The sequence below is a fragment of the Polyangiaceae bacterium genome (assembly GCA_015075635.1).
Classification (GTDB): Bacteria; Myxococcota_A; Polyangia; order Polyangiales; family Polyangiaceae; genus JADJKB01.
On the sequence record JABTUA010000001.1, the window covers coordinates 2,429,486 to 2,455,952 of the forward strand.

A 26,467-nucleotide genomic window follows, 5' to 3' on the forward strand; every position below is an offset into this window, starting at 1 on the left:
AGCAGGGAGCGCGAGCGGAAGAGGGGCCCGAGCTCCGCCGTCAGGGTCGAGCCTCACCGCTGCCCGGCGGCGGGAAGGAGCGGTCGGACAGCGGACCGCGCTCCTCCGGGGACGCGAGCACCAGCGGCAAGACCTCGTCCACGCGGCTCACGAGGTGGACCTCGAGGTCTTGCTTCACCTCGTCCGGAACCTCTTCCAGGTCGCGCTCGTTGCGCGCCGGCAACACCAGCGAGCGCATCCCCGCGCGATGCGCCGCGAGCACCATCGCCTTGATCCCGGACACCGGCAGGATGCGCCCGCGCAGGGTCAGCTCGCCGCTCATCGCCACGTCGGGCTTCACCGGGGTATCCAGGAGCAGCGATGCCACGGCGACGAAGATCGCGACGCCGGCGCTGGCCGCGTCCCGGGCGGAGCCGCCCTTGGGCACGTGCACGTGCAGGTCGATGGTGCGCAGGAACTCCGGCTCGAGCTTCAGGAGCTCGGCCTTCGAGCGCACGAAGGAGAGCGCGGTGGCCGCGGACTCCTTCATCACGTTGCGCAGGCCGCCGGTGACGGTGATCTCGCCCTTGCCCGGCATGCGAGTGACCTCGACGAGCAACAGATCGCCGCCGCTCGCGGTGACCGACAGGCCGGTCGCAGCGCCCGGGTGCAAGCGCCGCTCGGCGATCTCCGGGTTGTGCTTGTGCACGCCCAGGACCTGCTCGACCCAGGGCTTGTCCACGATCACGTCCTGGACGGTCTGCCCCTCCGCCAGCCGCACCGCTGCGTCGCGGCACACCGCGGCGATCTCCCGCTCCAGCCCGCGCACGCCGGCTTCGCGCGTGTAGTAGTCGATGATGGCCTCGACGCCCTCCCTCGCGAAGGAGAGCATTTCGGGCTTGAGCGCGTGCTCTTTGAGCTGCTTCGGGACCAGGAACTGCTCGGCGATGGCGCGCTTCTCCGTGCGCGTGTAGCCGGGCACCTCGATCACCTCCATGCGATCGCGCAGCGCCGCTGGGATGTTGTCGAAGTAGTTCGCCGTGGCCAGGAACATGATCGACGACAGGTCGAAGGGCACGTCGATGTAGTGATCGACGAAGGTGTCGTTCTGCTCCGGATCCAGCACCTCGAGCAGCGCTGCCGCGGGATCGCCGCGCATGTCCACGCCCATCTTGTCGACCTCGTCGAGGACGAGCACGGGGTTCTTGGTGCCGACCTTCTTCAGCGCCTGGATGATGCGGCCCGGTAGGGCACCCACGTAGGTGCGGCGGTGGCCGCGGACCTCCGCCTCGTCGCGTACGCCGCCGAGGGCGATGCGGCCGTAGCGCCGGCCCATGGCGCGGGCGATGGAGCGGCCGAGGCTGGTCTTGCCCACGCCGGGCGGGCCGACGAAGAGCAGGATCGGGCCCTTCTTGTCGCGCCGCAGCTGGCGAATGGCCGAAAACTCCACGATGCGCTTCTTCACCCGCTCGAGCCCGAAGTGATCCTCGTCCAGGCAGCGGCGCACCTCGCGCACGTCGAAGCGGTCGCTCGTGGTGCGGTTCCACGGCAGGTCCGCGAGCCACTCGACGTAGGTCTTCGTGACCTGGAACTCCGCGCCCTGCGGCTGCATGCCGGACAGCCGCGAGAGCTGCTTGCGCGCGGCCTTCTCTGCCTCGGTCGGCAGCTCCGCGCGCGCCACGCGCTCTCGGAGGTCGTCCAGCTCGTCGTCGTCACCCGCCTCGCCAAGCTCCTCGCGGATGCTGCGCATCTGCTGGCGCAACACCAGATCGCGCTGCGAGCGGCTGAGCTCCTCCTGCACCATCGTGGTGATCTCGCCCTTGACCCTCAAGACGTCGAGCTGCCGCTCCACGACGGCGAGCACGATCTCGATCCGCGCTCGCACGTCCACCGCCTCGAGCACCCGCTGCCGGAAGGCGATTTCGGCCTGTTCCTCCGGCAGGTTCGAGGCGATGAGATCCGCCAGCGCGCCCGCCTCGCGGACGTTGTCGAGGATGCCCGCCGTCTCCTTGGGCAGGTTGGGCAGGAGCGCGAGCATCTTGCGGGTGGCCTCGCGCAGCCGCTTCGCCAGGTCCCCGAGCGACGCCTCGTCGCCCCCCTCGTCGGCGAGCCGCACGATGTCCGCGCGCATGTAGGGCTCGAGCCCGAGGGGCTGGTCGACGCGGAAGCGACCGATGCCGTTCAGCACCACGGAGTAGTTGTTCGGCCCCAGCCGTATCACCTTGACCAGCCGCGCGAGCGTCCCGACCTCGTACAGCTCCTCGAAGGTCGGCTCGACGGTCTCGGCGTCCTTCTGCGTGAGCACGCCGACCAGGGCGCTCTCCTTGCCGACCAGCTCCTCGACCAGCCGCACGCTGCGCGGTCGCCCCACGTTGATGGGCACCACCGACATGGGGAAGAGCACCGAGTTGCGCAGCGGGACGACCGCGATGCGCTCGGTGCCCAGGGGCTTCGGCGGGGCGGGCGCCATACCCCGGACACTAGTACGCCTCCGGGCAAAGGCCAGTACGCTGACGCTGCGCCCGGCCTGTGGTATCCGGGCGGCGTGTCTCCCCGCGTGACCCGCCTCCGATCCGTGGCCGTCGTGGCCGCCGCGCTCGCCGCCGGCTGCGCGACGGGCAAGCCCGCCCAGGGCCCGAAAGAGACGCTGGACGCCTATGCCCAGGCGCTGAAAGCCGGGCGTACGGAGCAGGCCTATTCGCTCCTCAGCGACGAGGCGAAGAAGCAACTGCCCTTCGAGGCCTTCGCGCGAATGGTCAAGGAGAACCCGGAGGAGGTGCGCGACATCGCCACCGCGCTGGCCCGCCCGTCCGGGCCGCCGCTGGTCACTGCCAGCGTGACCGCGCCCAACGGGGAGTCGCTCCTGCTCGTCTATGAAGGCGGCCAGTGGCGGGTCGACGGCTCGGCCATCGACCTCTACAGCCAGGCCTCGCCGGAGGCCGCCGTGCGGGCCTTCATCCGCGCCTTCGAGAACAAACGTTGGGACGTGCTGATGCGCTTCGTCCCGGACGGCAAGAAGGAAGGGCTCGACGCCGGCAAGCTCAAGAAGGCCTGGGAGGGCGAGCAGAAGGACGAGCTGGCGCGGCTCACGCAGGCCCTGGCCGCGGCGCTGCCCACGGCGAAGTTCGAGCGCATCGGCGAGCGCGCGACCATGTCCTACGGCGCCGGCGGCACCGTGGAGCTGTTGCGCGAGGGCGGTGCGTGGAAGGTCGAGGAGTTCCGGTGACGAGCCGGAGGGCGCGAGTCGAACGGACGACCAAGGAGACCTCGGTCACGGTCGAGCTCGACCTCGACGGCACGGGCAAGAGCAGCATCGACACGCCGCTGCCGTTCCTCTCGCACATGCTCGACCAAATCGCCCGGCACGGCGCCATCGATCTCTCGGTCAAGGCCAAGGGCGACGTGGAGATCGACGGTCACCACACCACCGAGGACGTCGGCATCGTGCTCGGCCGCGCAGTGCTCGAGGCATTGGGCGACCGCGCCGGGATCCGCCGCTACGGCTCGGCAACCCTGCCGATGGACGAGGCGCTGGTGACCGCTGCCCTCGACCTCTCCGGCAGGCCCTTCTTCGTCTGGCGCGTGCCGCTGCCCAAGGCGAAGATCGGCGAGTTCGACGTCGAGCTCGCCGAGGTCTTCTTCGAAGCCTTCGCCCGCAGCGCGCAGGCCAACTTGCACGTCCAGCTGCACGCCGGCGAGAACCTGCACCACATCGTGGAAATCTGCTTCAAGTCCTTCGCTCGGGCGCTCAGGAGCGCGGTCGAGATCGACCCCCGCGCGCCCGGCGTTCCCTCCACCAAGGGCACGCTCTGATGCAGCTCTCGGTCATCGACACCGGGCTCGGCAACCTGCGCTCGGTGGAGAAGGCGTTGGCCGCCGCCGCGGAGCGGGCGGGGCTTGCGGTCAGCGTCGAGCGCACCGCCGATCCCGAACGCGTGCGGCGGGCGGAGCGGCTGGTGTTCCCCGGGCAGGGCGCGTTCCGCGACTGCATGAGCTCCCTCGGCGGCGGGCTCGGCGCCGCCATCCTCGAGCGCATCCGGCAGGGCGTACCCTACCTCGGGATCTGCTTGGGCCTGCAGGTGCTGTTCGACGCGAGCGCCGAGGCCGAAGGCGTGCCGGGCCTCGGGCTCTACGCCGGGCGGGTCGAGCGACTCACGCCGGAGGGCGTGAAGGTCCCGCACATGGGCTGGAACCAGCTGGAGTACGCCGGCGAGGGCCACCGCCTCCTGGACGCCGCCGGCGGCGCCGGCACCTGGGTCTACTACGTTCACTCCTTCCACGCGCTCCCGGCGGATGTCTCTCTAGTGGTCGCCACCTCCAGCCACGGTCCTCACCGGATCACCGCCGCCATCGCCCGGGACAACGTGTTCGCGGTGCAGTTTCACCCCGAGAAGAGCCAAGCCGCCGGGCTGGCTCTGCTCGCCGCCTTCCTCTCGAGCTGAGCGCGCCGTGCTGGTGATCCCCGCCATCGACCTCTTGAACGGCCAGGCCGTGCGCCTGCGCCGCGGGCGCTACGACGACGTCACCGTCTACGCGAGCGATCCCGCCGAGATCGCCCGACAGTGGCGCGCTCGGGTCTCGCGGCTCCACGTGGTCGATCTCGAAGGCGCCCGCGCCGGCCGGGCCGTGCAGACGGATCTGGTGCGGCGCGTGGTCGCGAGCTTCGGGCCGGGCGTCCAGGTGGGCGGAGGCATCCGCAGCGCCCAGGCGGCGGAGAGCTACCTCGAGCTCGGAGTCGAGCGTGTCGTGCTCGGTACCGCAGCCGTCTCCGATCCGGTCTTGGTCCGCGAGCTGGCCCGCGCCCACCCGGGTCGCGTGATCGTCGCGCTCGACGCCAAGGACGGCTGGGTGGCCACCGACGGTTGGGAGAACACCAGCGATCGCCGCGTCGAAGATCTGGTGGCAGAGCTCTCCGAGCATCCCCTCGCGGGCCTGCTCTACACCGACATCGAGCGCGACGGGACCGAGGTCGGCCCGAACGTGGACGCCACGTCGCGCCTCGCCGCGAGCACCCACTTCCCGGTCATCGCCAGCGGCGGCGTCGGCACGCTCGCGCACCTGACCGCCCTCGCCCAGGCGCCCGGTGAGATCGCCGCGGCGGTCGTCGGCCGCGCGCTGCACGAAGGCAGGTTCGGGCTCGAAGAAGCCGTGCGCGCCGCGAGCTGAAGGCTCGTGCTTGCTTTCGATCTTCGCTACCCTTCCCCCTGTCATGACCCGCCCCGACCCCGGCGTCCTGCCCTCGCTGGCAGAGGCCAGCGAGCGCGCCGGCGGCAGCGATCGCCCGCCGGAGCAAGCGCCCGACGACCGCGAGCGCGAGTCGGAGCTGCCGTCGAGCGGGGCGTTTGCTGCGGAAGACTTCTTGTTCCACCTGTACCGCGGCAGCGAGCTGCTCCAGGAAAACCGCGTCGGCGAGGCCAAGGAGGAGCTGGAGCGTGCGCTCGGCTTCCAGCCGGCTGACGTCGAAGGGCAAGGTCTGCTCGGCGTGGTCTACTTCCGGCTGGGCCTGTACCCGCGCGCCATCAGCATCTTCGAAGAGATCGTGCGCGCGCGCCCCGAAGCCGAGACGCCGCGCCTGAACCTGGGCTTGTGCTACCTGAAGACCGGCCAGCTCCTCAGGGCGCGCGACACCTTCGAGCAGCTCCTGGAGCACAGTCCTCGTCACAAGCGCGCTGCCGGCTACCTCGGGCTCGTACACCAGCGCCTGGGTGACTTCGAGAAGGCCGCCACGACGTTCGAGCGGGCCGGTCAGCCGCACCTGGCGCGGCGCATGCAACAGGCGCTCGCCGACCTGATCGAGCCCGGCCCGCGCCCCGAGATGCAGGCCGTGCGTGCCGTCGCGGCGGAGGCGGTGCACGAGCTCGAGGGCGACACCCAGGCTTTCTCTCGCGCCGAGTCGGGCCGAGGCGACCCCGCACTGACCGGTCACTGGCACGAGCTCGGGGGCGACGTGCCGCCTCCGTCCCGACCGCTCAGGGCGCGCGCTTCCGTGCCCCCCCCACCAGTCGCCGACATCGGCGCCGCGCTCGAGCCACGACCCCCACCCGCCGTCGCTGGGGTCAGCTCGCCGCGCAAGCTGGCCGACAGCCTGCTGCTCGCGCCGCCGCTCGACGGTCGCGTAGTGGCGAGCTCGCCGGAGGTCGCCCTGATCCGTCTCGAGGGCGGCTTCGCAGTACGCCTGGATCGGGTGCGGGCCCTCTTGCCCGAAGCTGGAGCGTTTCGCCAGAGCGCCATCCATCGGCGCGCTCGCGGTCGTGAGCTCGACGAGCCGCTCGGCGGCATGCGCACGCCGCTCGTGGTGCTGGAGGGCATGGGCTCGCTGGTGCTCTCCGCCGAGCCGCGCTTGCTGGTCACCCGCCTCGAGCGCGAGCTGTTCTACGCGCGCGAGGACCGCGTGATCGGCTTCGACACGTCGCTCCGGCACGAGAGCGGCCGGCTGTCGATTGGCGCCATGGAGCACGTGCCCATGGTCCAGCTCTCCGGCGAGGGCTTGCTCGCCTTGCGCACGAGCGCGTCGCTGTTCGCCGTCCAGGTCAGTCCCGAGCGCCCGCTGATGCTCCGGGGCGGCACTGTCGTGGGCTGGGTCGGGCGGATCCTGCCGCAGGCGCAAGGCCCGGGCGATGCGTCCGCCGTTCAGGCCGGGCTGGTCAGCATGAACGGCGACGGAGCCGTATTCGTCGACGCGACCTGACGCAGCCGATTCCCTGTATGCTCGCCGCGTCGATGCCCGCCTCCGAAGCGCCGCCTTCCCGCCGCTCGCGCCGGCCGCGCAAGAGGAAGCCCAAGCTCGACCCGAAGGTGCGCGCCGAACGGCGGCGCTCGCTCAAAGAGGACGCCGTCAATCTGCCCAACCTGCTGACCTTCGGACGCATCGCGGTGATCCCGCTGGTGCTCTGGCTGCTCGACAGCGGCACCCCCACCGATTGCACCTGGGCCGCCATCGTCTACGGCGCAGCGGCCATCACCGATCTGCTGGACGGCTACCTGGCGCGCAAGCTGGGCGTCGTGAGCGTGCTCGGCAAGTTCCTCGATCCGCTCGCGGACAAGCTGATCGTGATGGCGACGCTGGTGTGGATGGTGCCGATGGGCCGCATCCCGGAGTGGGCGGTGGCGCTCTTGCTCGCCCGCGAGCTCAGCATCACCGGTTTGCGGTCCATCGCCAGCAGCGAAGGCGTGGTGATCGCCGCCGGCGAAGGCGGCAAGAGCAAGACCGCGCTACAGATGATCGGCATCATCGCGCTGATCGTCGGCTATCCGTACCACCTGTCGCTCGGCCCGCTCGACCTCGGGGTGGTGGACCTCGTCGTGGTGGGCCGAACCCTGGTCTACATCTCGCTGGTCTTCTCCATCACCAGCGCATTCCAGTACGTCGGCCTCTTCGCCGAGGCGGTCGAGGCCAAGCGGCGCCGCGCCGGCGGCGAGTAGCGGGGAAACTCCGCGAATTTCCGCCTTCCCCCTGACGGAATGCCGACGAGTCATGCTATTGAGGGCGAACATGTTGCGCCGGCTCTTGCCCCATCTCTGCGCCATTCCCCTCTCCGCCCTGCTCTGGGCACCCGGCTGCGCCAAGCAGGGCGAGGGCGACCGCTGCGACCCGTTGAACGGCAACCAGGACTGCGAGAGCGGCCTGATCTGCGTGTCCGGAGCCGAGCTCGTCGATGACTCGGCCGATCGGTGCTGCCCCCCGGTGGGGCAGACCATCAGCTCCGATAGCTGCCTGCGCAGCGGCGGCGCGGGCGGGTCGGGCGGCAGCGGCGGGTCGGGCGGCAGCGGCGGCGGCGACGGCAGCGCCGGCAGTGGCGGGTCGGGCGGCAGCGCTGGCAGCGGCGGCTCCGGCGGCAGCGCCGGCAGCGGCGGCGCTGCGGGAAGCGACAGCGGCTCGGGCGGCAGCAGCGGCGCCGCGGGTGGCGACGGCAGCGCGGGCGACGCCAGCAACGACGCGGGGGCCGATTGATGCTGGGGCGCGCCGCCAAGCTGGGGCTCTTGGTCGCGTCGCTGGGCCTCTTCGGCGCGTGCGGCGACGCGGGCGAGGGCGAGAGCTGCGATCTCGGAAATGGCAATGACGACTGCGAACAGGGGCTCATCTGCCGCGGCCCCTGGGAGGTGAAGTCGAAGAGTGCGGTGTGCTGCCCCGCGCCCCCGGCCAAGTCCTCCGTCAGCGCCTGCGATCCCAAGGTCGAGAGCTACGAGCCCGATCCGTCGGTGGACGCCGCGGCCATCCCGCCCGGAACCGGTGGCAGTGGCGGCTCGGGCGGCAGCGGCGGTAGCGCCGGCAGCGACGGAGCTGCGGGCAGCAGTGGCGCCGCCGGCAGCGACGGCGCCGCGGGTAGCGACGGCACCGCAGGCGCCGACAGCGGCGACGCCGCCAGCGACGCGAGCCAGGACTGAGCCGTGCCGGACGTCGCGCACCTGATCGGCAACGCCCAGGAGGCGCTGCTTCTGGCGGTCGCCGTCTCGCTCCCGGTGGTGGGCGCCGCGGCGGTCATCGGGCTCGCCGTGGCGGTGATGCAGGCAGCGACCCAGGTTCAGGACGTCACTCTGGCGCACCTGCCCCGCCTGGTGGTGGTGGCCGTGGTGCTCGCGATCGCAGGACCGTGGATGGGCGTACAGATCGCCGCGTTCGCCGCGCGCGTGTTCGCGGGCGGTTGAGCCCGGTTCTCGCACCGAGCGACCTCACAGCGCCTGGCGCTAGGCCGAGCCGCGCCCGGGAGGTCGCCGTAGGCGGGCGAGTGGCCAGCGTCCTGGGCAAGCGCCTCGTGCTCGCCGACGCGTTCGCGAGCCTGCGGGTGAGCCTGGCGGCCGCCGCGGAGGTCGCTCCCGGGGATCTGCTGGTGGTCGCCGGGAGGCTCGCGCGCACCGAGCTCACGCACGCCGAGGTCCGCGAGCGCTTCCCTTGCCCCGCGCCGCGCGGCGACGGCGAGGTCGCGCGCTTCACCTGGGAGGGAGTCGGTCGACATCTGCTCGGGCGCGCCGCTGCGTGCGACGAGATCCGGCGCTACTTCGCGAAGGCGGGCTTCGTGGAGGTGGACACGCCGGCGCGGGTTCGCACGCCGGGGCTCGACCTCCACGTCGACGCGCTCGGGGCGGCGGGCGGCTACCTCTCGACCTCGCCGGAGTTTCAGATGAAGCGACTGCTCGTGGGTGGCATCCCGCGCTGCTTCCAGCTCGCGCACTGCTTCCGCAAGGACGAGCTCGGCAGCTTGCACGAGCCCGAGTTCACGATGCTGGAGTGGTACCGCGCCTTCGCCGGGCAGGATGCGGTGATGGCCGATACGGAGGCGCTGGTCGAGCGCGTAGTGCGCCGCCTCGCCGGCAAGCCCCGCGTTCAGTTGGCCGACGGCAGGAAGATCGACGTGCGAGCGCCCTTCGATCGCGTCAGCGTGCGCGACGCATTTCGTCGCCACGCCGACGTCGAGGACGCCGTGCGCCTGGCGGAAGAGGACGAGGATCGTTTCTACCAGCTCTTGGTCGACGCGGTCGAGCCGGCGCTCGCCGCCCGTCGCCGTCCAGTATTCCTGTGTGATTATCCCGCTTCTCAGGCGTCGCTGGCGCGCCGGAGCCCGAGCGATCCCCGCGTGGCCGAGCGCTTCGAGCTCTACCTGGGCGGCGTCGAGCTCTGCAACGGCTTCGGTGAGCTCACCGACCCGGTGGAGCAGCGCGCGCGCTTCGTCGCCGATCGACGCGCGCGGCGCCGCGCGCGCCGGCCCGTCTACGCGCTGGACGAGAAGCTCCTGGTGGCCCTCGGCGAGGGAATGCCGCCCGCCGGTGGCAACGCGCTGGGCGTCGATCGACTGGTCGCGCTGGCGCTGGGGCGCACCAGCATCGCCGAGGTTCAGGCGTTCCCGTGGGAATGGCTCTGAGCTACTGCCCGACCTGCGGCACCGCGCCCTGGGCCGCCATGCCGAGGAAGCGCGCGATGTCCGCGGTCGCCGCCGCCACGTCGAGGGCCACGAAGTGGCCGTCCTTGCCGGTCGGCGGACCGTATTGACGGACCACCAGCGTGGTCGGGGTGCCGCTCACGCTGACGTTGCCGGCGAGCGGCAGGGTCTTCTCGGGCAGGGGCGGCTCGCCGATCGGCTCCGTGCTCGTGGCGCTCGAGTCGTGCGTGGCGAGCTCGAGCCCCGAGGCCAGGGCGAAGGCCGCCATGGTCTTGCCGGGGCTGTAGTTGTCGCCGGTGCCGTAGGTCTGGAAGACGTGCTTCGGCAGCTTGCCGGTCTCCGGCGCCTTGCCGATGACGCGACCGAAGTTGAGCGGGTCGGCGGGGTCGATCCAGATCTGGAGCAGGCTCAGCACGGGGTGGAGATCCCCGCTGCGGAGCTTGCCGGTGCTCGGATCGAGGTCTGCGATCACGAAGGGCAGCGCGCCGGCGATGTTCACCGGCTGCTTCTTGGCGAGCAGCGCGTGGATCAAGCTCGCGCCGTTCCCGCTCAGCACGGCGGCCTTGTAGCCGTCGCTGTACGGCAGCGCGAGGCTGCCCTCGGTCGAGCCCTGCGAGTGGCCGTAGAACACGATGGCCGCGGGATCGGCCTTGAAGGCCGCGCCGCCGCTGGTCGCGGCGTCCACGTCCAGCGCCGCCGCGAGGCGCGCGAGCGCGACCTGATCGACCGCGCCCTGGAGCGGGTTGCCGCGGGCCGCGGCCGGGTTCTTGAAATTGAAGAACAGATCGTTGGGCGACGCCGTGGAGGCGCCGCGGCGCGGGCCGTGCTGGACCTGATCGATGCCGAGCACCGCGAAGCCCACGGTGCCCCCCGGCGTGGCCGCCTTGGCGAGGGCGCCGGCGATCTCTGCGCGCGCGTGGCTGCGGAACGAGCCGCCGGTGCCGTGCGCGTAGACCGCCAGCGGCCAGCCGCTCGGCGGCATCGTGCCCTTGGGCAGCGTCAGCGCCAGGCAGACGTCTTCGCTGCGCTCCGGCTGATCGAGCCGCACGTCGCCGCCCGACTCCGTGTACGGCGGCGTGCCCTTCTGGAAGACCGGCAGCGAGACCAGCGCGTGGTACTCGTCGAAGTCCGCCGCGCTGCCGTCACCGCAAGCCCGCTCGCCCTCCGCTTGGGGGCACGGCGACTTGGCGCCGCCGCCGCACTTCACCCAGCTCTTCGCGGTCGGCGCCGGCAGCGCGTCCACCACCGAGGCGAGCTTCTGCATCGGATCGCGCACCTTGCCTGCGGTGATGACCGCGGCGTTCAGCACCAGCTCGGTGCCGATCAGCTTGTCCTTGAGGTAGGCGCGCAGCGGCGCGAACGCGGCGTGCGCCGCCGCGAGCGCGGCGTCGGAGGGAGCCGCGTCCGCCAGCACCGCTGCGAGGTGCTCGGAGCGCTCGATGGCGGCGCCGCTCTTCGACTTGCCGGCGGTGGTGAGGAACACCGCGTATTGGTGCCCGGGCGTCATCGGGTAGCCCGTCGGCCGCCGCATCGAGATGCTGTTCGGGCAGACGTAGTTGCTCTTGTTGGGGTCGTACTGGAAGAAGAGGCCTGCGCTCGAGCCGTATTCCGGGGTGCCCGGCGTGATGTCCACCCACTGGATCGGGTAGATGCCACCGCTGGTCTTGGTGAAGGTGTCGAAGTCGATCTCGCCGGAAAACCGGAACACCATGGTCGGGTTGGTGCCCCAGGCGCCCTCGCCCTGATCCAGGGCGTCCACGTAGAGCTTCACCGGATCGAAGCCGAGCAGCTCGGCGCCCGGCGTCGGAAAGCCGGTGAGGTCGAGGGTGCCGCCCTTGATGCGGACGTCGTTCGGGAACGGCAGCCGGAAGAAGTCACCCTCTTGGCCCTTGGGGTTCGCGCCCGGCACCTCGAAGTAGGCCCGCACGGTGCCGGCCGTCGCACCCTCGCAGCTCACGCCTTGCCAGGTCGGCAGCCCGAAGGTCGGCGCGCCAGGCAGCGGCTGCCCGCACTTGCCGAGGGTGCAGGTCAGACCCGAGTAGCAGTCCCCGGCGACCTGGCAGTCCGCGCCCACGTCGCCGGTGCCCTCCGGCGCGCACTGAGTCGAGAAACCGGCGAGCACGCAGCGATGCCCGCTGATGCAGTCCGCGTCGCTCGTGCAGCTGTCTCCGGTCTGGCCGGTGCCGGCCTTGGCGCACTTGCCCAGGAGGCACGTGAGGCCGTCCTGGCACTCGCCGCCGATCACGCAGTTCTGTCCCTCCGGAGTGGAGTGCCCCAGCTCGCACACCCCGTTCGTGCAGGCGAGCCCCGGCCGGCACGGCGTCGCTCCGCTGCACGCCTGCCCGACGCCCGCGCCCGTGATCGGCACGCTGCCGCCGCTGCCGCCGCTGCCGCCGGACGAACCACCTCCGTCGTAGGCGCCGTCGTCACAGCCCTGCGTCGCCAGCGGCAGAGCGAGCCCAAGCCCGAAAACCAGCCATCCCCGGAAAGCCATGCGGAGATCGTACCAGATCCCGCGCGAGTTGCCCCAGCTCAGTCGTACTGCAGGAAGGAAATCACCGGGGTCGGCAGCAGGCGCTCGCGACCTCCGAGGGAGCCCAGCTCCACCACGAAGGCGTAGGCGGCCACGTAGGCGCCCTGTCGGTGCACCAGCTCGCCGGCGGCGGCGGCGGTTCCGCCGGTGGCGAGGAGGTCGTCCACCACCAACACGCGGCAACCCTCGGGCAGCGAGTCGCGGTGCATCTCCAGCTCGCTCTCGCCGTATTCGAGCGAGTAGCTCACCTTGTCGGTGCGGTACGGCAGCTTGCCGGGCTTGCGCACCGGGACGAAGCTCGCGTTCAGCCGAGCGGCCAGCGCGCCGCCGAAGATGAAGCCGCGGGACTCGATGCCCACCACCGCGTCGATGTGCTCGCCCATGAAGCGCTCCGCGATGGCGTCCAACACGATGTGGAAGGCCTTCGGGTTGGCCAAGAGCGGCGTGATGTCCTTGAAAAGGATCCCCGGCTGGGGGAAGTTCGGGATCTCGCGGATTAGCTTGCGTACGTAGCTGAGCCCATCGACCAGCTCCGCCGCGATGTGCGGCAGGGCGTGCTTGGGGGGCTTCTTGGCGAGAGGCGACTTCTTGCTGCCTCCGCGCGGGGTGAGCTTCCCTCGGGCCGGTGAACGGGGCTTCGGGGTCTGGGCGGAGCGCTTGCGGGCAGCCATCGGCGCATTCATTAGTTCATTTCCGAGCGCCCCCCAAGCTCTTCATCTCAATTCGCGCCCGTTCGTTCGACGACACTCTCCGCCTCGGCGTGCGTCTCGCGCCCCCAGAGATCCAGAACCAACGGCGTGACACCCACCGCGCCCTGGTCGAAGGCTTCGGTGTCCGAGCCGGGTACAGGGCGATGCTCGCGCAGCGGACCACCGATCCAGAGGTACTCGCGGCCGCGCGGATCACGGCGAAACTCGATGCTCTCCTCGTACTCGCGCCGGCCGAGCCGAGTGGCGCGAACCGGCCAGCTCGCGCCGGCAGGGAAGTTCGCGTTGAGCAGCACGGCCCGCCCCCGGTGTTCGGCCAGGAGCGCCTCGAGCAGGCGGGCAGACAGCGCTGCTGCGGCGGCAAAGTCCGCGCCCGCGCCCGCGGACACGGCCAGCGCCGGCAACCCCTTGAGCGCGCCTTCGCGCGCCGCAGCGACCGTCCCGCTGTAGAACACGTCATCGCCCAGGTTCAGCCCGTGGTTGAGCCCGCTGACGACGGCATCGGGCTTGCGAGGCAAGACGCGTTCGCCGGCCGCGAGCGCCACGTAGACGCAGTCCGCCGGCGTGCCGTCCACCGAGAACACTCCGGGCTCGTGCCGGAACAGTCGGAGCGGGCGGTGAAGGCTCAGCGCGTGACTGGAGGCGCTCTGCTCGACCTCGGGGGCGCAGACGACGACGTCCGCGATCTCCGAGAGCGCGTCGCGGAGCGCGGAGATGCCGCGGGAGCGATAGCCGTCGTCGTTGGAGAGCAAGACAAGGGGGCGTTCGGTCATGGTCCGTCCCGAAAAGTGCACAATTCCGCGCGGCTGTCGACTACGCTGGCGTGCCCGGACGACGCGATGGCTTCCCCTGCCCCACTGGAGAGCATCGGCAGATATCAGGTGGTCGGCCACCTCGCGACGGGCGGCATGGCGGAAATCCTGCTCGGGCGCCTGCGCGGCCCGAGCGGCTTCGAGCGCCCGGTGGTCATCAAGCGCATCCTGCCGCACCTGGCGGAGCAGCAACGCTTCGTGGACATGTTTTTGGACGAGGCGCGCATCGCCGCCGGCATTCAGCACAAGAACGTCGTTCAAGTCACCGATCTCGGGCACTCCGGCCAGCACCTGTACCTGGTGATGGAGTACCTCGAGGGCGAGAACGTGGCGGCGCTCATCAAGCGCAGCCTCGCGGTGAAGCGCAAGACCTCCTTCGGGCTGGCGGCCTACATCGTGGCCGAGGCCTGCTCCGGCCTGCACGCCGCCCACGAGCTCACCGACGACGCGGGCTCGCCGCTCGGCATCGTTCACCGCGACGTCTCCCCGCAGAACGTGTTCGTCACCTACTCCGGCGGCGTGAAGGTCCTCGACTTCGGCGTCGCCAAGGCGTTCGTGCGCATCTCTCCGGAGACCGAGGCGGGCCAGCTCAAGGGCAAGGTCGAGTACATGTCGCCCGAGCAGGCGCGCGGCAAGCCGCTCGACCGCCGGAGCGACATCTTCGCGCTCGGCGTGGTCCTGTACGAGCTGGTGAGCCGGCGGCGGTTGTTCAAGCGCGACAGCGTGCTCGCGAGCCTCGAGGCCATCACCAAGGAGCCGATCTTGCCGCCGAGCCAGGTGGCCCCCGACTGCCCGGTCTCGCTCGAGCGCGTGATCCTGAAGGCGCTCGTCAAGGATCCCGCCGGGCGTTACGCGACCGCCGCCGAGATGCGCCGCGATCTCTTGGCGGTGACCCACGAGACCCTGGGCGCCGCCGACCCCGAGCAAGCGCTGGCCGGTGCGATGCAGGAGCTGTTCCGGGACCGCGCCACGGAGAAGCGGGAGATGCTCCGGCGCGTCCGCGCCGGCGAAGAGCACCCCGAGGTGCCCGTGGCGGAGCCCGACGAGTCGGTGGACATCCCGGATCTGATCGTGCCGCCCTCCGGCGCCCCGCTCGACCTGGGCGTCACGCCCACCGGGCCGACCCTCGCTTCCGTGGACCGCCCCGAAGCGCTCGGAGCGCCGAGCGTGCCTCCCGCTTCGCCGGAGCACTACGACGGCAGCTTCGCCGACCTGGAGGTGATGGTGGGCGAGGCCATCGCGCGCTTCGGCATGGCCGGCGACGCCATCGTCGAGGGCGGCAAGATCCGCTTGGTCGGCGCCGGCCCCGAGGTGTCCGCCGACATCGCCGGGATGACGGATCACTGGGGCACCCTGGCGCCGGAGCTCCGCCAGCGTCGCGCCGCCGAGCTCGCCCGCCGCCTGGTGACGGCCCGCCGCGCGGCGCTCGAGGGCGGCGCCAACAAGCCGCGCCGTGGTGTGCCGCGCGTCGTCGCGCCGCTGGTCATCGTCGTCGTCGCCGTCGTCGCAATCGGCGCCGCGTTTCGCTACCTGGCTCCGGGTAGCAATTGGTCCTGGGGCAGCGCGAGCCCGAGCGCGTCCGCGATCAGCGCCGATCAGTACGAGCGCGAGCGCGCGGAGCGCGCGCAGCGCGTGTGCGAAGCGACGCGCGCGCGCATCATGCGCGGTGCGACCATCGGACCGACGGAGGTCGAAGGCTGGGTGGTCGAGCTGGCCCTCGCCCGCCCGAACGCCGATCCCGCGGCTGACCCCGCGCTCGGGGAGTTCTTGACCAAGAACCCGAACGGCAGCTGGCGCTTCGTCTGGAAGGAGGCCGGCGAGATCGCCAGCCACGAGGGCATCGGCACCGAGGTCACGCTGGCGCCGGAGCCAGTCCCGCTCGACGGCTCGCCTCACGGGCTGCGCCTGACCTTCGCCGGGAAATACGTGACGCCGTACTTCTACTCGGGGGAGCGCCGCGCGTTTCTCAAGCTCGCCAACGCGCTGACCGAGAAGCTCGGCGCGACGCACGGGGCGCTCTACGCGCGCTGCGCGCTGGGCACGACCCACCATCTGGGCGCCTGGTTCACCGGCCCGACCCCCGGCGCCGCCGCCGCCTCGCTGGTCTACTGGATCGGCGCCTTCGGCGATCCCGCGCAGGTGCGAGAGTCGGTGCTCTTCCCGGACGGCGGCAGGGACGTCCGGGCCTCCGGCGCCCTCGGCCGCATCGCGGACAAGACCAAGAGCCTCGACCGCAACAAGGTGCGCGCGGTGATCGGCCAGCACGAGGGCATGATCACCGGCAAGGCCGACGGCCCGACCACCCTCACCTTCCCGTTCGCGGACGCGAACCGCGCCGCGCGGGCGAGCTTCGAGGTGGCGAAGGTCTCGGGGGTGGGCGTGGAGCGTTGAGGGAGGCGCGGGCCGAACCGCGCCCTCAGCTCTTCTGGACCAGCTCCTTGAGCTCGCCGCTCTCGAACAGGTCGGTCACGATGTCGCAGCCGCCGACGAGCTTTCCGTCCACGTAGAGCTGCGGGAAGGTGGGCCAGCTCGAGTACTCCTTCAAGCCTTCGCGCAGCTCCGGATCTTGCAGGATGTTCACGTCGCGGAAGTCCGCGCCGAGCTCCTTCAGCATCTGAACCACCCGCGCGGAGAAGCCGCACTGCGGGAAGATCTTGCTGCCCTTCATGAACAGCACGACCCCGCTCTGGCCGATGGTGTCTTGGATTTTCTGTCGGAGTGCGTCGTCCATGGTCCTAACCTCTGGTCTTCGCCCAGGCCTCGGGCGTGTAGGTCTTGAGCGCGAGCGCGTGGATGGGCCCGCGCATGGCCTCGCCGAGCGCCGCGTAGACCAGCTGGTGCTGCTCGATGCGGCTCTTACCGACGAAGGCCTCGGAGACGATGGTCGCGTCGTAGTGATCCTGGGTTCCGGTCATGTCCTCGACGCGGATCTCCCCGTCGGGAAAGGCTTTTGCCAGGAGGGCGCGGACCGCCTCGGGCTCCATCATGGGCGCTTCAAATGATACGTAACGTCAGCTTTGTCAACCCGGCCGCGGGTCCCGCTCGGCTCACTCCTTGGGCGGCGGCGCCGCCAGGAGCTTGATCTCGCGGACGGCGTCGCGGAAGCGCACCTCCTGCTCGTTCATCGCCATCTTCACCTCGATCAGGCGCTTGGTGATCTGCTCCAAACGCTTGGTGACCTCGTCCAGGCGCTTGGTGAGCTTCACGCGCAGGTCGGCCGCCTGGGTGTTCTTCTCGATGGCGCGCAGCGACAGGCGGGTCTCGTTCGCGGCCTTCTCCAGCTCCGCCTGCTCGTCCACGAGCTTCCGCTCCTCGTCCACGCTCTTCTTCCAGACCTCGCGGACGGCCCACACGCTCTTGAGCTGCGCCTGCACCCCGGGGTTCGCGCGGCTGTCCGCGAGGAAGGCCTTGACGGCCTCGTCGGCCAGCGGCGAGAGCCAGCTGACCATCTGCTGGTGCGCGCGCCGCTCGTCCACGGTGAGCTCGCTCTTGCCGAAGGGCCTGACGCTCATCGGCACCAGGGCGTGCCCGAGGCCCGCGTTGTCTTCGGTGCCCGCTGGCGGCTTGAAGAGCCGGGTGCCGGCCGCGCGCGGGTGCTTGACCAGGACCTTGCCCGGCTTGTCGCCGCCGTTCGCGACCGTGTAGAGCGTCTTCTGAACGCTGTCCCGCTCGATCCAGAGCTCGCCCGCTTCGATCTTGAACACGCGGGCGCCTTGCTCGTCGTACTTGCGATCGAGGTGCACCGCCAGGCTGCGCTCGAGCGCGAAGGGCACCACCGCGGTGGCCTTGGGCGGCAGCGGATCGAGCATGCCCTGGCCCAGGAACGAGCCTTTCTCGAAGACGGCGATGGGGCCGCGCTCGAGCAGCCCGTTGGTCGCGTTCGTGAAGCGCACCACGCGGAACGGATGAGACCCCGACTCGGGGACGCCGCCGTCGGGCGCGAACAGGAACACCGCCTCGCCCGGCACACGCTTGTTCAGGAGCAACACCATGGTGGCGCTCTCGTTCGGCACCGTGGTCGGCGTCGGGATTTCGTAGCGCGTCGCCCCCGCCTCGACGGCGACCGCCGCCAGCGCGCTCATGCGACGCGGCGCCGAGAGGCCCTCGCGTTTGGCTTCTTCCAGCGCCATGCGCCGCCGCTCGTCGCGGCTCGGCGCCGGCGCCTCCCTGGGCGGCGCGGGCGCCGGCTCCGCCGAGGGCGTCGTCGGTCGGGCTGCACCGGTGGCGGCTACGCGCTTGGGCGCCGGCTTCTTCTTGTTCTTCGCCAGATCTCCCTTGCCACCGGCCTTGGTGCTGGGCGCGTCGTCCTCGTCGAGGTCCGACAGGCCACCGCCACCAGGTCCAGCGCCGCGGAGGCCGAGCCCGCCTTCCATGGCCTTGTCCGCCGCCGTCTCCTCCGCCGCCTCGCCTCCGAAGCGCTCGAGCTCCGCCTCGCGCCGCTGCTGCAGGCTGGTGACGCCGGTCGGCACCGCCGCGATCACCTCGCCGGTGTCGGTCACGATGGGGCGCTCGGGGATCACGGGATCGCCCAGCGTGGACTCGAAGGCCAGCGGCGCGCCGGCCACCAGCACCAGATCGACGGCCTTCCAGTCTTCGCCCGAGACGTTCTGCACGATGCCCCAGGTCTGTAGATCGGCGTTGCCGCCGTCCTGCACCACCACCCGGTAGGAAGGACGCCAGACCGGCGTCTCGGACACGTAACCGATGGCCAGATCGTGCTCCTTGCCGTCGAGCTGCAGGATGACCTCGCGGAGCGGGTTCTTCTCCTTCTTCTTCGGCGGCAGCCCCGGCCAGGGCTTCAGCATGCTCTGGTAGCGCGGATCGAGCTCGGGCTCCTGCTCGTCGTCCAGGATCTCGAGGGGAAAGGACGCCGCCCGCACCGAGCTGCCGCCGCGCTCGACGATGGCCAGCGTGGCCAGAAAATCCCCCACCATGCGCTGGCGCATCTTGAAGGTCACCGCGTCCGCGTCCACGCGGCCGGAGCGCTCGAAGTAGCCGACGCCGTTGCGGTACACGACCACGCGCTTGAGCGGCAGCTGGTCCGTCGAGACGTTGGGACCGCGTGCGCAGCCGATGGCCAGCACGCTGGAAAAGACCAGGTTCCGAAGCACGAAGCGCATGACAGCTCTCCTCCGAGGGACCGGGCGACGCTAGTCCCTGAACCTTGGCGACGCCAGGGACAAGCTCGGCTATTCTCCGCGGTCGTGACCGACGCCGCCCCGCCTCGCAAGCCCCCGCCAAAGCCCCCTCAGCGCCCGCCGCCCCTGCGCCGCGAGCAGCCCTCGATGACGGAGCACGAGAAGGAGAAGCTCACCTTTCAGGCGCTAGGCCTCCTGAACGAGCAGGTCCAGGCCCGCATCGTCCACTACAAGGGCGAGCTCGAGACCAGCCCCGAGCTCGACGCCATCACCGCGCAGGTGGTCGCTCAGATCAAGGGCATGCAGGCCGCGCTCGGCACCGGCGAGAGCCCGAACGTACCGGCGGAGCAGCTCGAAGAGCAGCAGGGCAAGACCATGACCCGACTGCTCAGCCGGCTCTTCGCCAGCGACGGCAACTTCGCCACCCAGAACATGAAGACCATCGGGCGCCGCATCGCGAAGCTGTTCTTCGAGAGCGAGCTGCACGAGAAGTCCCGCGGGGACAAGGACAAGGTCATCCACCACGCCGAGCAGGGCGTGTACTACGTCCTGAACCGCTACAAGAACCGCCTGCGCGCCGAGCTCGAGGGCTTCGAGTACACCAGCAACGACGTCAAGCAGCAGACGCTGGAGTTGCTGGCCAAGATCGAGCGCGATCTGCAGGTCGGTTTCCTGTCGCGGCGCTCGCCGGAGCTGAACCGGGTGATGCACATCCACAGCGGCGTGCTGCTCGAGTTCCTGCAGAAGCACCTGCCGCCGCGCCTCGAGGCCATGTGCCGCGCGACGCTCCGCGCAGCCCACACCGGCCGCAGCCCGAACGCGGTGAACTACAAGGTGCTGAGCACGCAGTTCCCCGAGTTCCGCGCCAACTGGGAGCGGATCTTCATGGAGCAGATGGTGAACTTCTGCGGCGACGAGCTGCTCGGCAAGCTCCAGAACAGCGAGGAAGCCTTCCGCGACGAGACCATCCGCTTCTTCACCGATCCGCACCTGTTCAGCGACACCGCCGAGGTGATCTGCGACGGGATCTACGATTTCCTGTGCCTCGAGGGCTTCCTGGACCTGCCCGTGGACTGGCGGGTCAAGCTCGCGAGGAACTAGTGTCCAGGCGCTGGCTCGGGATCGGCGCCGCGGTGATCGGCGTCGCCGTCCTGCTTTACGCGATCTTCGCGCGGAAGAACGACGAGGAGCTGATCCGCGAGCAGCTCGACCGCCTGGCGACGGTGGTTCGGGTCTCCGGTCCGGGCGAGAACCCGATCTTCCGCGGGACGCGCATGAAGAAGGAGTTCGAGACGCTGTTCGTGCCGAACGTGCGGGTGGACATCAGCGAGCTCACCAACCTGAAGTCCGGTCGCGACGACCTGGTCGGTGTGGCCACGCGCGCCGGTACGATCTTTCGCACCGCGGAGGTCGAGATCCACCCGGACTCCGTCGAGCTGCTGGCCGGCGCCACCAGCGCCACGGTCCGCGGCAGCGCCAGCATGACCGGTGATCGCGGTAGCGGCCCCGAGCGCGACGAGCGCGACGTCACCTTCGGCCTGTCAAAGACCAAAGACGGCTGGCTGATCGACTCGGTGGTGGTCACGCCCCGGCGGGAGGACGGGGAGTAACCCCGCTCGAGTCGGTACCGAGCGCGTTCCGAGCTCGATGCCTTGATCGAGGAGGTCGAGGGTCCGACCTCTCAGCTCCGACGGCGGCGGGCCAGGAGCCCGAGAGCGCCGAGCAGGCCGAGGAGCGCCGCAGGCCAGACCGGCGCGGTCTTCGGCGCGCGGCAGCCGCAGCCGCCGTCGTCGCCGCTGTCGGTGGTGCCGCCCTTCGGCGTCTGACCGCCGCTCGCGGCCGCCGCGTCGCTGCCCGCGTCGTTGACCGCGCCACCGCTGCCGCCCGTGCCCGCCTCGGGCAACACGCACTGCCCGGCCACGCAGACCTTCGGCGGAATGCAGAGGGGGTTGCACTGCGAAGCCTCGCAAGCGCCGGTCTTCGGGTTGCACGTCTCACCGTCGCCGCAGAGCACGCCTTCACAGAGCGGGACGCAGCCGGTGGTCGAGTTGCACTTCTGGCCCTGAGGGCAGATCACACCGGAGCACTTCCCGACGCACGCGCCGGTCGCGTCGCAGTGCTCACCCGCCGCGCAGGTCTTGCCCTGGCACGCTGGAGGCACGCAACCGTCGGTGCCGCCCTTGTCGCACACCTCGCCGGTGTTGCAGCCGATGTCCCCCGCGTAGCACTTGCAGGGCGCCTTGCACTCGCCGAGCCAGCACTGCTTCGGCGGCGGGCACTGCACGCCGGCACACAAGTCGACGCATTTGCCGTCCTTGCACGACTCGCCGAACGGACACACGACGCCGTCGCAGGCTGGCTTGCACTTCTTGGTCTGCGAGTCGCACACCGAGCCTGGCGGGCAACCGCCGGTCGTGCAGTCGTCAGGGACGCAGATCGAGCCCTGAGCGGTGCCCTGACACGTCGAGCCGATGGGGCAGTTGCCGATCTCGCCCACCTTGCAGGGCGGCACGCAGATGCTCGTGTGGCAGTAGAGGCCGCTCGGACACGCGCCCGGCGTGCCGTCGCAATCCAGATCGGTCGCCGAATCGCACGGCTCCGGCGCGCCTGGATAGACCTTGGCGTCGTCGTCCTTGCAGTCGCAAGGCTTGGTCGCGCCCGGGCAGCTGCAGTCGACGAACCCGTCCTTGTCGGCGTCGGGGCAGACGCCGCTTCCCTCTTCAGTGAGGCCCGCGACGGCGTCCACCTCGCCCTCTTGAGAGTGGTACTCGCACGCGCCGAACTCCTTGCCGTCGTAGCCCGCGACGATCGAGGCGTAGCGGAACGTGATCCCGCAGGGGAGCCCGTGCACCTGCACGAAAGAGTCGTCCTCCACGGCGTAGTTCGCCGTGTCGCCGCACGCGGCGTAGGTTGGGTTGCCCGGAGAAGGCTGGCGCGTGGTGAACCAGCCATGCGTGAAGATCTGCTGGAGCACGGCACGGTTCCACTTCTGCGGATCGGTGCCGGTCGTGGCTGGGTCGTTGATGGCCTCCTTCGCCAGCGGGTTGTCCGTCAGGTAGACGGTGTACTCGATCGACTCGCAGGGCTGCGGCCCGTGGTCGTTCTGTGCGAAGATCGCCACCTTGTTCGAAGGGCCGCCCAGATCGAAGACCAGGCCCTCCCAGGGGAAGTAGCCCTGCGTGTTGCCATCCGGCACGCAGTTCGTGATGGCGCGGTTCGGGCAGCCGTTCACCAGCGTGTGATCGATGAGCCGGCAGGGGTGCCACCACAGATGATCGAGCTTCTCCAGGTACTTCGTCGCGTTCGCGACCGTGTTGGTGACCGCCGCGTTGCAGGTGTACTGGCTCGGGCAGTCGTAAGGCGGGGTGGACTCGCCCGCGCAGCCCGCCCAGCTCGTGGTGTCGCAGCCCGGCCAGTTGTTGAAGAACTTGGCAAACAGCGGGAGCTGGGGGCCGGTCAGGCCGTTCTTGTCCTTGAAGATGTCGTTGACCACGCCGCCCGCGGATTGAATCGCGTTGATGCAGGCGTTGGAGGAGGTCGGCGGGTTGCTGTCGCACAAGCCGGTCGCGGCCCGTGCGCTGGCGGCATGGCCGAGCGCCGCGAGCGCGAGCCCCAAAGACAAAGCCTTCCTGATGCCCATGCGCCCAAGGGTACCCGCCTCTCGACTCCGGCGCTCCAGTATTCGTCTTGGACGAGGGGCAGGCATGCGGCGCCACTTCGCGCTTCCGAGTTCCGCGCCAACCGGGCGCGGTTCTTCACGGCTCCCCTCAGTGCCCGACCAGGGCGAACACGACCTCTGTGACGATCAATGGGACGATCGCGATCTCGAGGGCGAAGCGGCAAGACAGCAGGAGTCGATTCAGAACGTCACGCCGATCTCCGCCGACACGTCCAGAGACAGCACCGCCCGCTCGTTCGTGATCCAGATGGTCGGTGCCAGGAGCTCTGCGGTGAGCTCGAGATCGTCGCCGAGCGGCGCGGACACGCCCGCCGCCGTCTTCACCACCGGGCCGTTCTTCGGCAGGTAGCCGCTGCCGAAGCGCAGGGGCACGGCCCAGCCCGCGCCGACGTCGATGCGGTATTCGAACAAGGCGACCGAGAGCACGTTGTGCGCGCGGCCCTCCTTGCCCTTCAGGTTGGCGTATTGGACGCCGATGCCGAGGGACGCCTCGTCGCTGAAGCGCCAGTCCGCCCGAGCGCCCGCCAGGTAGTTCTGAAACGGCCCCGGCGAGACCCCGAAGGCAGCTGCCCCGCCCAAGGCCAGCCGGAAGCGGCCCTCCGGGAACGGCTCGCTCTCCGGCGCCACCGCCGGTGCGGGCGCAGGTGACGCCGCGGCCGAGCTCTGCGCGGGCGGCAAGAGCGAGCGCAGCGCCTGATCGATGGAAGCGTACAGATCCGAGGACACGCCGGCGGCCGCCGCGCTCCTCGGGGGCCCGCTCGCCGGGGAGACCTGCACGTTCACGAGGTAGCGGCCGCCGCTGGCGCTCACGCTGGCGAACAGCCCGAACGCCGAGCCACTCTGCTGGACCAGCCCGCTCGCGCGCTCGGGCGTCAGGGCGCCGGAGAGCCCGGTCGCGACTCGGGACGTCGTGGTCGGATCGGTGAGCTCGTAGCCCAGGCGACCCGCGCTCTGCCCGAGCTGGCGCTCGACCAGCGCGCTGAGGCTCGGGTCGATGCCAGGGGCGACGTGCACGCTGAACACGGCGACGCGAGGCGCGGGTGCGGGTGCAGGTGTGGGTGCGGGTGCGGGTGCGGGTGCGGGTGTGGGCTGGGCGCCGGCCGCGGAGACGAGAGCGAGCCCGAACAGGGCGACCCGTACTCTCACCGCCGACCCCGCCGGCAGACCAGCGCGCCGAGCACGAGCGCGAAGAGAGCCGCGACGCCGCCGGCGGGCGGTCTCGGCGCCGCGCTGCATCCCTCGAAAAACGGCGGGGCGACGGTCTCGGTACACACCTCCTTCGCGCCGCTCGCGCTCACCTTGCCCGTGAGATCCCGGGCCACCGCCGCGAAGCACACGTCGCCCTCCCCGTCGCCGAGCGTGCGCTCGACGCGCAACCTGCTGCCCGGGCTCGGGATGCGCTGCACGCCGATCGGCTCCGGCGCGCTCTCGTCGACGTTGGGGCCCTTGGTCTGGAACACCACGACCATCAGCGACTCGCGGCCGCCGTCGTCGCTGGCGTCACCCAGCTCGAGGTCGAAGAGGTAGCGGTCCTCGAGGCTGTCCGTGCAGTCGTCGCGCTCGCGGTCCACGTCCCAGGAGATGCCGGAGAGTCCCTCGAACTCGGGGGGCGCCTCGTCGAGCGCGCTGCCCACCGTGAACTCCACGCTCGCGCCCTTGCCCAGGCTCCCCGAGTTGACGCCGCGCAGGCGCGGCCACTCCACCGAGTACTGCTCGCCGGGCAGGAGCTCCACCGGCGTCACGCTGAGCAGGGTCTCCGCCTCGCTCCACTCACCGCTCAGGACCTGCTCGCCGCCCGCGCCGCTGAGCGTGATGTCCTCGCCGGTGTACGCGGCGTTCGAGCGGTAGCGCGCGAAGAGCTTCGCGTTCGGCGGCACGGCGCTGGCGCCGTCCGGAGGCACGACGAACACCAGGTCGGGCCGGTTGCACGCCGCGTCGGCCCGGTGCTGGAGGAGCAGGACCGAGAGCGCGATGGTGACCTGTGCCCAGAGCCTCACGGCTTGCACAGGACGTCCTCGCAGTCGCCGAGCATCTCGCCGCTGTCCCCGTCGTCGTCGAGATCGAAGGTGTCGCGGCAGCAGTAGCCATTGTCGAGGCAGCACTGCTCGAGCTCCGGCGAGTACTTCTTGTCCTTGGCGATGCTCTTGCACTCCGGCGGAGGATCGTGCTCCTTGCACTTGCCGAAGCTCTTGCCGTCCGCCGTGCAAGTCTGGACACCCCAGTACTTGCAGTACGAGTTGAAGCAGACCCGCTCGCTGCCCGGCATGCAGGCTTCACACTTCTCCGGGCAGGCGCTCCACGCCCCGCTCACGCAGTATTGCTCGCCGCCGCCCGGGCAAGGGACGGGCGACAGCTCGTCGGTCTGGCCGTCGCAGTCGTCGTCGGTGCCGTTGCAGACCTCCTCGCTCGGCACGCAGACGTTCGGCTGCTGGGCGTCAGGCAGACCAGCGGCGCCGGCCGCTCCACCCAGGCCGGCATCCGGCGGGGTCTCTCGGCCGTCGATCCACTCGAAGTCGTCGGCGTCCAGGCCGCTGCGGCTGCAGGCAAGGGCAAGCCCCAGGGCCCCGGCGAGGGGGAGACCCAGGCGAAGCACGCGGCGAAGGGGGTGGGGCATCACGGAGGGCTCGGGTTGGAACACGACGTGAATGCAAGGCGGGAACCAGTCCACACCGGGCCCGACATGAGCGAAAGTAGCAGCTCGGGCGGACCTTGACCATCGACCCCCGAGCACCCAATGCAGGTAACGACGCGGCTGATTTCTCGGGTGATCGCCCTTTGTTGTGCGATCTCCGCGACGACCGCGTCGGCTCATGCGCAGCCCGCGCCGATCCCCGCGCCCGAGCCAGCGGGCGAACCGCCGGCTACACCGCCGAGCGAACCGGCGGCTACACCCGAGCCGAGCAGCTCCCCGGCCGCCCCGGAGCCCGCGCCGCTGCCGCCGCCCTACCGCGCCCCGGCCTACTCCGCGCCGCCCCCCGGCTGGGCGCCCGCCCCGGTTTTGCCCCCCGCGCCGACCGGCCGCTCCGCGCGCATCGGACACGCGCACGCCGACCGGGTCGTGCTCCTGCCCACCGCGTACACGCATCCCGAGGGCACGCTGTACTTCAGCAGCAGCGAGATCGTGCTGCTTCAGGCGGGCTACGCCGTGAGCGACACCACTCAGATCACGCTCACCGGCGTCCCGCCCATCGCCGAGGGCCCGGACACGCTGTACTTCTTCGACTTGAGCCTGAAGAGCGCGTTCTTGCGCCAGGGGCCGCTCCGGCTCGCCGGCATCGGCTCGGTGACGGGGCTGTTCGGCGTCGAGGACGCGAACCTCGTGCTCGGTCGCGTGGGCGGCGTCGCCGAGCTCTGCCTCGACCGGAAATGCGAATCGAGCGCGAGCCTCTCGAGCCACATGCTGCTGGCCGGGCCGGCGACCTTCATGGTCAACGGCGTCGGCGCCATCTGGCGGCTCTCTGACGGCGCGGCGCTGTTGCTCGAGGTGGACACCGCCGTCCCGCTCGGCGGCGAGGTCGGCGAGCTCAGCGGCATCGTCGTGGCGCCGGGCTTCCGCTTCCCCTACCGCACCTGGTCGCTGGATCTCGCGGCGGTGCGCCCGCTCGACACCGAGGAGGAGCCCGAGATCGCGTTCCTGCCCTGGATCTCGTTCACCTACCGCTTCTTGCCGTGATCAGAGTCCGGCTTCGCTCTTTCGCGCCCCGCGATTGCGACCGGGGCCTGCCTGCTGCGCGGTACTCGTCG

General features: G+C 70.8%; 24 protein-coding genes and 1 pseudogene. 14 read left to right on the plus strand and 11 right to left on the minus strand.

Translation table 11 applies throughout. The features are described 5' to 3' along the window. Window positions 1–40: 40 nt before the first annotated feature. Complete coding sequence (gene lon / locus HS104_10925) at window positions 41–2,449, minus strand: endopeptidase La (protein MBE7480481.1); 2,409 nt, start codon at window positions 2,447–2,449, stop codon at window positions 41–43. A gap of 87 nt (window positions 2,450–2,536) precedes the next feature. Between lon and HS104_10930 the strand changes: the two genes are divergently transcribed. From HS104_10930 to genX, 10 genes and pseudogenes are all read left to right on the plus strand, one after another. Continuing rightward, window positions 2,537–3,205: a hypothetical protein gene (locus HS104_10930; GenBank protein MBE7480482.1), complete on the plus strand. Its 669-nt coding sequence runs from the start codon at window positions 2,537–2,539 to the stop codon at window positions 3,203–3,205. Continuing rightward, window positions 3,202–3,792: an imidazoleglycerol-phosphate dehydratase HisB gene (gene hisB / locus HS104_10935; protein ID MBE7480483.1), complete on the plus strand. Its 591-nt coding sequence runs from the start codon at window positions 3,202–3,204 to the stop codon at window positions 3,790–3,792. Before HS104_10930 ends, hisB begins: the two co-directional genes overlap by 4 nt. Further along, window positions 3,792–4,421, plus strand: a complete 630-nt coding sequence (hisH, locus tag HS104_10940; protein ID MBE7480484.1) for an imidazole glycerol phosphate synthase subunit HisH — start codon at window positions 3,792–3,794, stop codon at window positions 4,419–4,421. The genes hisB and hisH overlap by 1 nt, the downstream gene beginning before the upstream one ends. Before the next feature lie 7 nt (window positions 4,422–4,428). Then, entirely contained in the window at window positions 4,429–5,145 is a 717-nt protein-coding gene (gene hisA / locus HS104_10945; GenBank protein MBE7480485.1) for a 1-(5-phosphoribosyl)-5-[(5-phosphoribosylamino)methylideneamino]imidazole-4-carboxamide isomerase, read from the plus strand. A gap of 43 nt (window positions 5,146–5,188) precedes the next feature. Continuing rightward, window positions 5,189–6,667 carry a tetratricopeptide repeat protein gene (locus tag HS104_10950; protein MBE7480486.1) on the plus strand — a complete coding sequence of 493 codons (1,479 nt, stop codon included), beginning with the start codon at window positions 5,189–5,191 and terminating at the stop codon, window positions 6,665–6,667. 32 nt (window positions 6,668–6,699) lie between these two features. Next, window positions 6,700–7,401, plus strand: a complete 702-nt coding sequence (gene pgsA / locus HS104_10955; GenBank protein ID MBE7480487.1) for a CDP-diacylglycerol--glycerol-3-phosphate 3-phosphatidyltransferase — start codon at window positions 6,700–6,702, stop codon at window positions 7,399–7,401. Between the two features lie 310 nt (window positions 7,402–7,711). Further along, window positions 7,712–7,891 (plus strand): annotated as a pseudogene (locus HS104_10960) (hypothetical protein). Window positions 7,892–7,929: 38 nt separating this feature from the next. After that, window positions 7,930–8,364, plus strand: a complete 435-nt coding sequence (locus tag HS104_10965) for a hypothetical protein (protein MBE7480488.1) — start codon at window positions 7,930–7,932, stop codon at window positions 8,362–8,364. Window positions 8,365–8,385: 21 nt separating this feature from the next. After that, a complete protein-coding gene (locus HS104_10970) occupies window positions 8,386–8,625 on the plus strand; it encodes a flagellar biosynthetic protein FliQ (protein MBE7480489.1) in 240 nt (79 codons plus the stop codon). After that, window positions 8,622–9,836 carry an EF-P lysine aminoacylase GenX gene (genX, locus tag HS104_10975; protein ID MBE7480490.1) on the plus strand — a complete coding sequence of 405 codons (1,215 nt, stop codon included), beginning with the start codon at window positions 8,622–8,624 and terminating at the stop codon, window positions 9,834–9,836. Before HS104_10970 ends, genX begins: the two co-directional genes overlap by 4 nt. 1 nt (window position 9,837) lies before the next feature. On the opposite strand, the gene HS104_10980 is transcribed toward genX, so the two are convergent. From HS104_10980 to surE, 3 genes are read right to left on the minus strand one after another with little or no spacing between them, the layout of a single operon-like run. Continuing rightward, the gene (locus HS104_10980) at window positions 9,838–12,348 is read right to left on the minus strand and encodes a hypothetical protein (protein MBE7480491.1); all 2,511 of its coding nucleotides are present in this window, start codon (window positions 12,346–12,348) and stop codon (window positions 9,838–9,840) included. Between the two features lie 38 nt (window positions 12,349–12,386). Beyond that, on the minus strand, window positions 12,387–13,058 hold the full coding sequence (locus tag HS104_10985) for an adenine phosphoribosyltransferase (protein MBE7480492.1): 672 nt from the start codon (window positions 13,056–13,058) through the stop codon (window positions 12,387–12,389). A gap of 47 nt (window positions 13,059–13,105) precedes the next feature. Next, window positions 13,106–13,867, minus strand: coding sequence for a 5'/3'-nucleotidase SurE (surE, locus tag HS104_10990; protein ID MBE7480493.1), 762 nt, complete (start codon window positions 13,865–13,867; stop codon window positions 13,106–13,108). A gap of 66 nt (window positions 13,868–13,933) precedes the next feature. Between surE and HS104_10995 the strand changes: the two genes are divergently transcribed. Continuing rightward, complete coding sequence (locus tag HS104_10995) at window positions 13,934–16,297, plus strand: serine/threonine protein kinase (protein ID MBE7480494.1); 2,364 nt, start codon at window positions 13,934–13,936, stop codon at window positions 16,295–16,297. Window positions 16,298–16,322: 25 nt separating this feature from the next. Here the strand turns inward: HS104_10995 and grxD are convergent, their stop codons facing one another. The 3 genes from grxD to HS104_11010 are packed head-to-tail and all read right to left on the minus strand — an operon-like array spanning window position 16,323 to window position 19,026. Continuing rightward, on the minus strand, window positions 16,323–16,637 hold the full coding sequence (gene grxD, locus HS104_11000) for a Grx4 family monothiol glutaredoxin (protein MBE7480495.1): 315 nt from the start codon (window positions 16,635–16,637) through the stop codon (window positions 16,323–16,325). A 4-nt stretch (window positions 16,638–16,641) separates the two neighbouring features. Next, complete coding sequence (locus tag HS104_11005; protein ID MBE7480496.1) at window positions 16,642–16,893, minus strand: BolA family transcriptional regulator; 252 nt, start codon at window positions 16,891–16,893, stop codon at window positions 16,642–16,644. A 60-nt stretch (window positions 16,894–16,953) separates the two neighbouring features. After that, entirely contained in the window at window positions 16,954–19,026 is a 2,073-nt protein-coding gene (locus tag HS104_11010; protein ID MBE7480497.1) for a DUF4139 domain-containing protein, read from the minus strand. 165 nt (window positions 19,027–19,191) lie between these two features. Here HS104_11010 and HS104_11015 point away from each other — a divergent pair, with 165 nt between their 5' ends. Both HS104_11015 and HS104_11020 read left to right on the plus strand, forming a co-directional pair. Then, on the plus strand, window positions 19,192–20,145 hold the full coding sequence (locus HS104_11015; GenBank protein MBE7480498.1) for a hypothetical protein: 954 nt from the start codon (window positions 19,192–19,194) through the stop codon (window positions 20,143–20,145). Beyond that, window positions 20,145–20,654, plus strand: coding sequence for a nuclear transport factor 2 family protein (locus HS104_11020; GenBank protein ID MBE7480499.1), 510 nt, complete (start codon window positions 20,145–20,147; stop codon window positions 20,652–20,654). Before HS104_11015 ends, HS104_11020 begins: the two co-directional genes overlap by 1 nt. 71 nt (window positions 20,655–20,725) lie before the next feature. Here HS104_11020 and HS104_11025 read toward each other — a convergent pair whose 3' ends face one another. From HS104_11025 to HS104_11040, 4 genes are all read right to left on the minus strand, one after another. After that, window positions 20,726–22,684, minus strand: coding sequence for a hypothetical protein (locus tag HS104_11025; protein MBE7480500.1), 1,959 nt, complete (start codon window positions 22,682–22,684; stop codon window positions 20,726–20,728). A gap of 219 nt (window positions 22,685–22,903) precedes the next feature. Further along, complete coding sequence (locus HS104_11030; protein MBE7480501.1) at window positions 22,904–23,869, minus strand: hypothetical protein; 966 nt, start codon at window positions 23,867–23,869, stop codon at window positions 22,904–22,906. After that, the gene (locus tag HS104_11035) at window positions 23,866–24,720 is read right to left on the minus strand and encodes a hypothetical protein (protein ID MBE7480502.1); all 855 of its coding nucleotides are present in this window, start codon (window positions 24,718–24,720) and stop codon (window positions 23,866–23,868) included. Before HS104_11035 ends, HS104_11030 begins: the two co-directional genes overlap by 4 nt. Then, the gene (locus HS104_11040; protein MBE7480503.1) at window positions 24,717–25,337 is read right to left on the minus strand and encodes a hypothetical protein; all 621 of its coding nucleotides are present in this window, start codon (window positions 25,335–25,337) and stop codon (window positions 24,717–24,719) included. The genes HS104_11035 and HS104_11040 overlap by 4 nt, the downstream gene beginning before the upstream one ends. Window positions 25,338–25,721: 384 nt before the next feature. On the opposite strand from HS104_11040, the gene HS104_11045 reads away from it, so the two are divergent. Next, window positions 25,722–26,396, plus strand: a complete 675-nt coding sequence (locus HS104_11045) for a hypothetical protein (protein MBE7480504.1) — start codon at window positions 25,722–25,724, stop codon at window positions 26,394–26,396. Window positions 26,397–26,467 lie beyond the last annotated feature (71 nt).

Excerpts from the sequence above, each read along its gene's own strand:
- HS104_11015 (MBE7480498.1), top strand. The coding sequence starts at position 19,192 with ATGACGGAGCACGAGAAGGAGAAGCTCACCTTTCAGGCGCTAGGCCTC.
- hisH (MBE7480484.1), top strand. The coding sequence starts at position 3,792 with ATGCAGCTCTCGGTCATCGACACCGGGCTCGGCAACCTGCGCTCGGTG.
- lon (MBE7480481.1), bottom strand. The coding sequence starts at position 2,449 with ATGGCGCCCGCCCCGCCGAAGCCCCTGGGCACCGAGCGCATCGCGGTC.
- grxD (MBE7480495.1), bottom strand. The coding sequence starts at position 16,637 with ATGGACGACGCACTCCGACAGAAAATCCAAGACACCATCGGCCAGAGC.
- HS104_11025 (MBE7480500.1), bottom strand. The coding sequence starts at position 22,684 with ATGGGCATCAGGAAGGCTTTGTCTTTGGGGCTCGCGCTCGCGGCGCTC.
- surE (MBE7480493.1), bottom strand. The coding sequence starts at position 13,867 with ATGACCGAACGCCCCCTTGTCTTGCTCTCCAACGACGACGGCTATCGC.
- HS104_10980 (MBE7480491.1), bottom strand. The coding sequence starts at position 12,348 with ATGGCTTTCCGGGGATGGCTGGTTTTCGGGCTTGGGCTCGCTCTGCCG.
- HS104_10995 (MBE7480494.1), top strand. The coding sequence starts at position 13,934 with ATGGCTTCCCCTGCCCCACTGGAGAGCATCGGCAGATATCAGGTGGTC.
- HS104_10965 (MBE7480488.1), top strand. The coding sequence starts at position 7,930 with ATGCTGGGGCGCGCCGCCAAGCTGGGGCTCTTGGTCGCGTCGCTGGGC.
- HS104_10950 (MBE7480486.1), top strand. The coding sequence starts at position 5,189 with ATGACCCGCCCCGACCCCGGCGTCCTGCCCTCGCTGGCAGAGGCCAGC.
- HS104_11005 (MBE7480496.1), bottom strand. The coding sequence starts at position 16,893 with ATGATGGAGCCCGAGGCGGTCCGCGCCCTCCTGGCAAAAGCCTTTCCC.
- pgsA (MBE7480487.1), top strand. The coding sequence starts at position 6,700 with ATGCCCGCCTCCGAAGCGCCGCCTTCCCGCCGCTCGCGCCGGCCGCGC.
- HS104_11010 (MBE7480497.1), bottom strand. The coding sequence starts at position 19,026 with ATGCGCTTCGTGCTTCGGAACCTGGTCTTTTCCAGCGTGCTGGCCATC.
- HS104_10985 (MBE7480492.1), bottom strand. The coding sequence starts at position 13,058 with ATGGCTGCCCGCAAGCGCTCCGCCCAGACCCCGAAGCCCCGTTCACCG.
- HS104_11040 (MBE7480503.1), bottom strand. The coding sequence starts at position 25,337 with ATGCCCCACCCCCTTCGCCGCGTGCTTCGCCTGGGTCTCCCCCTCGCC.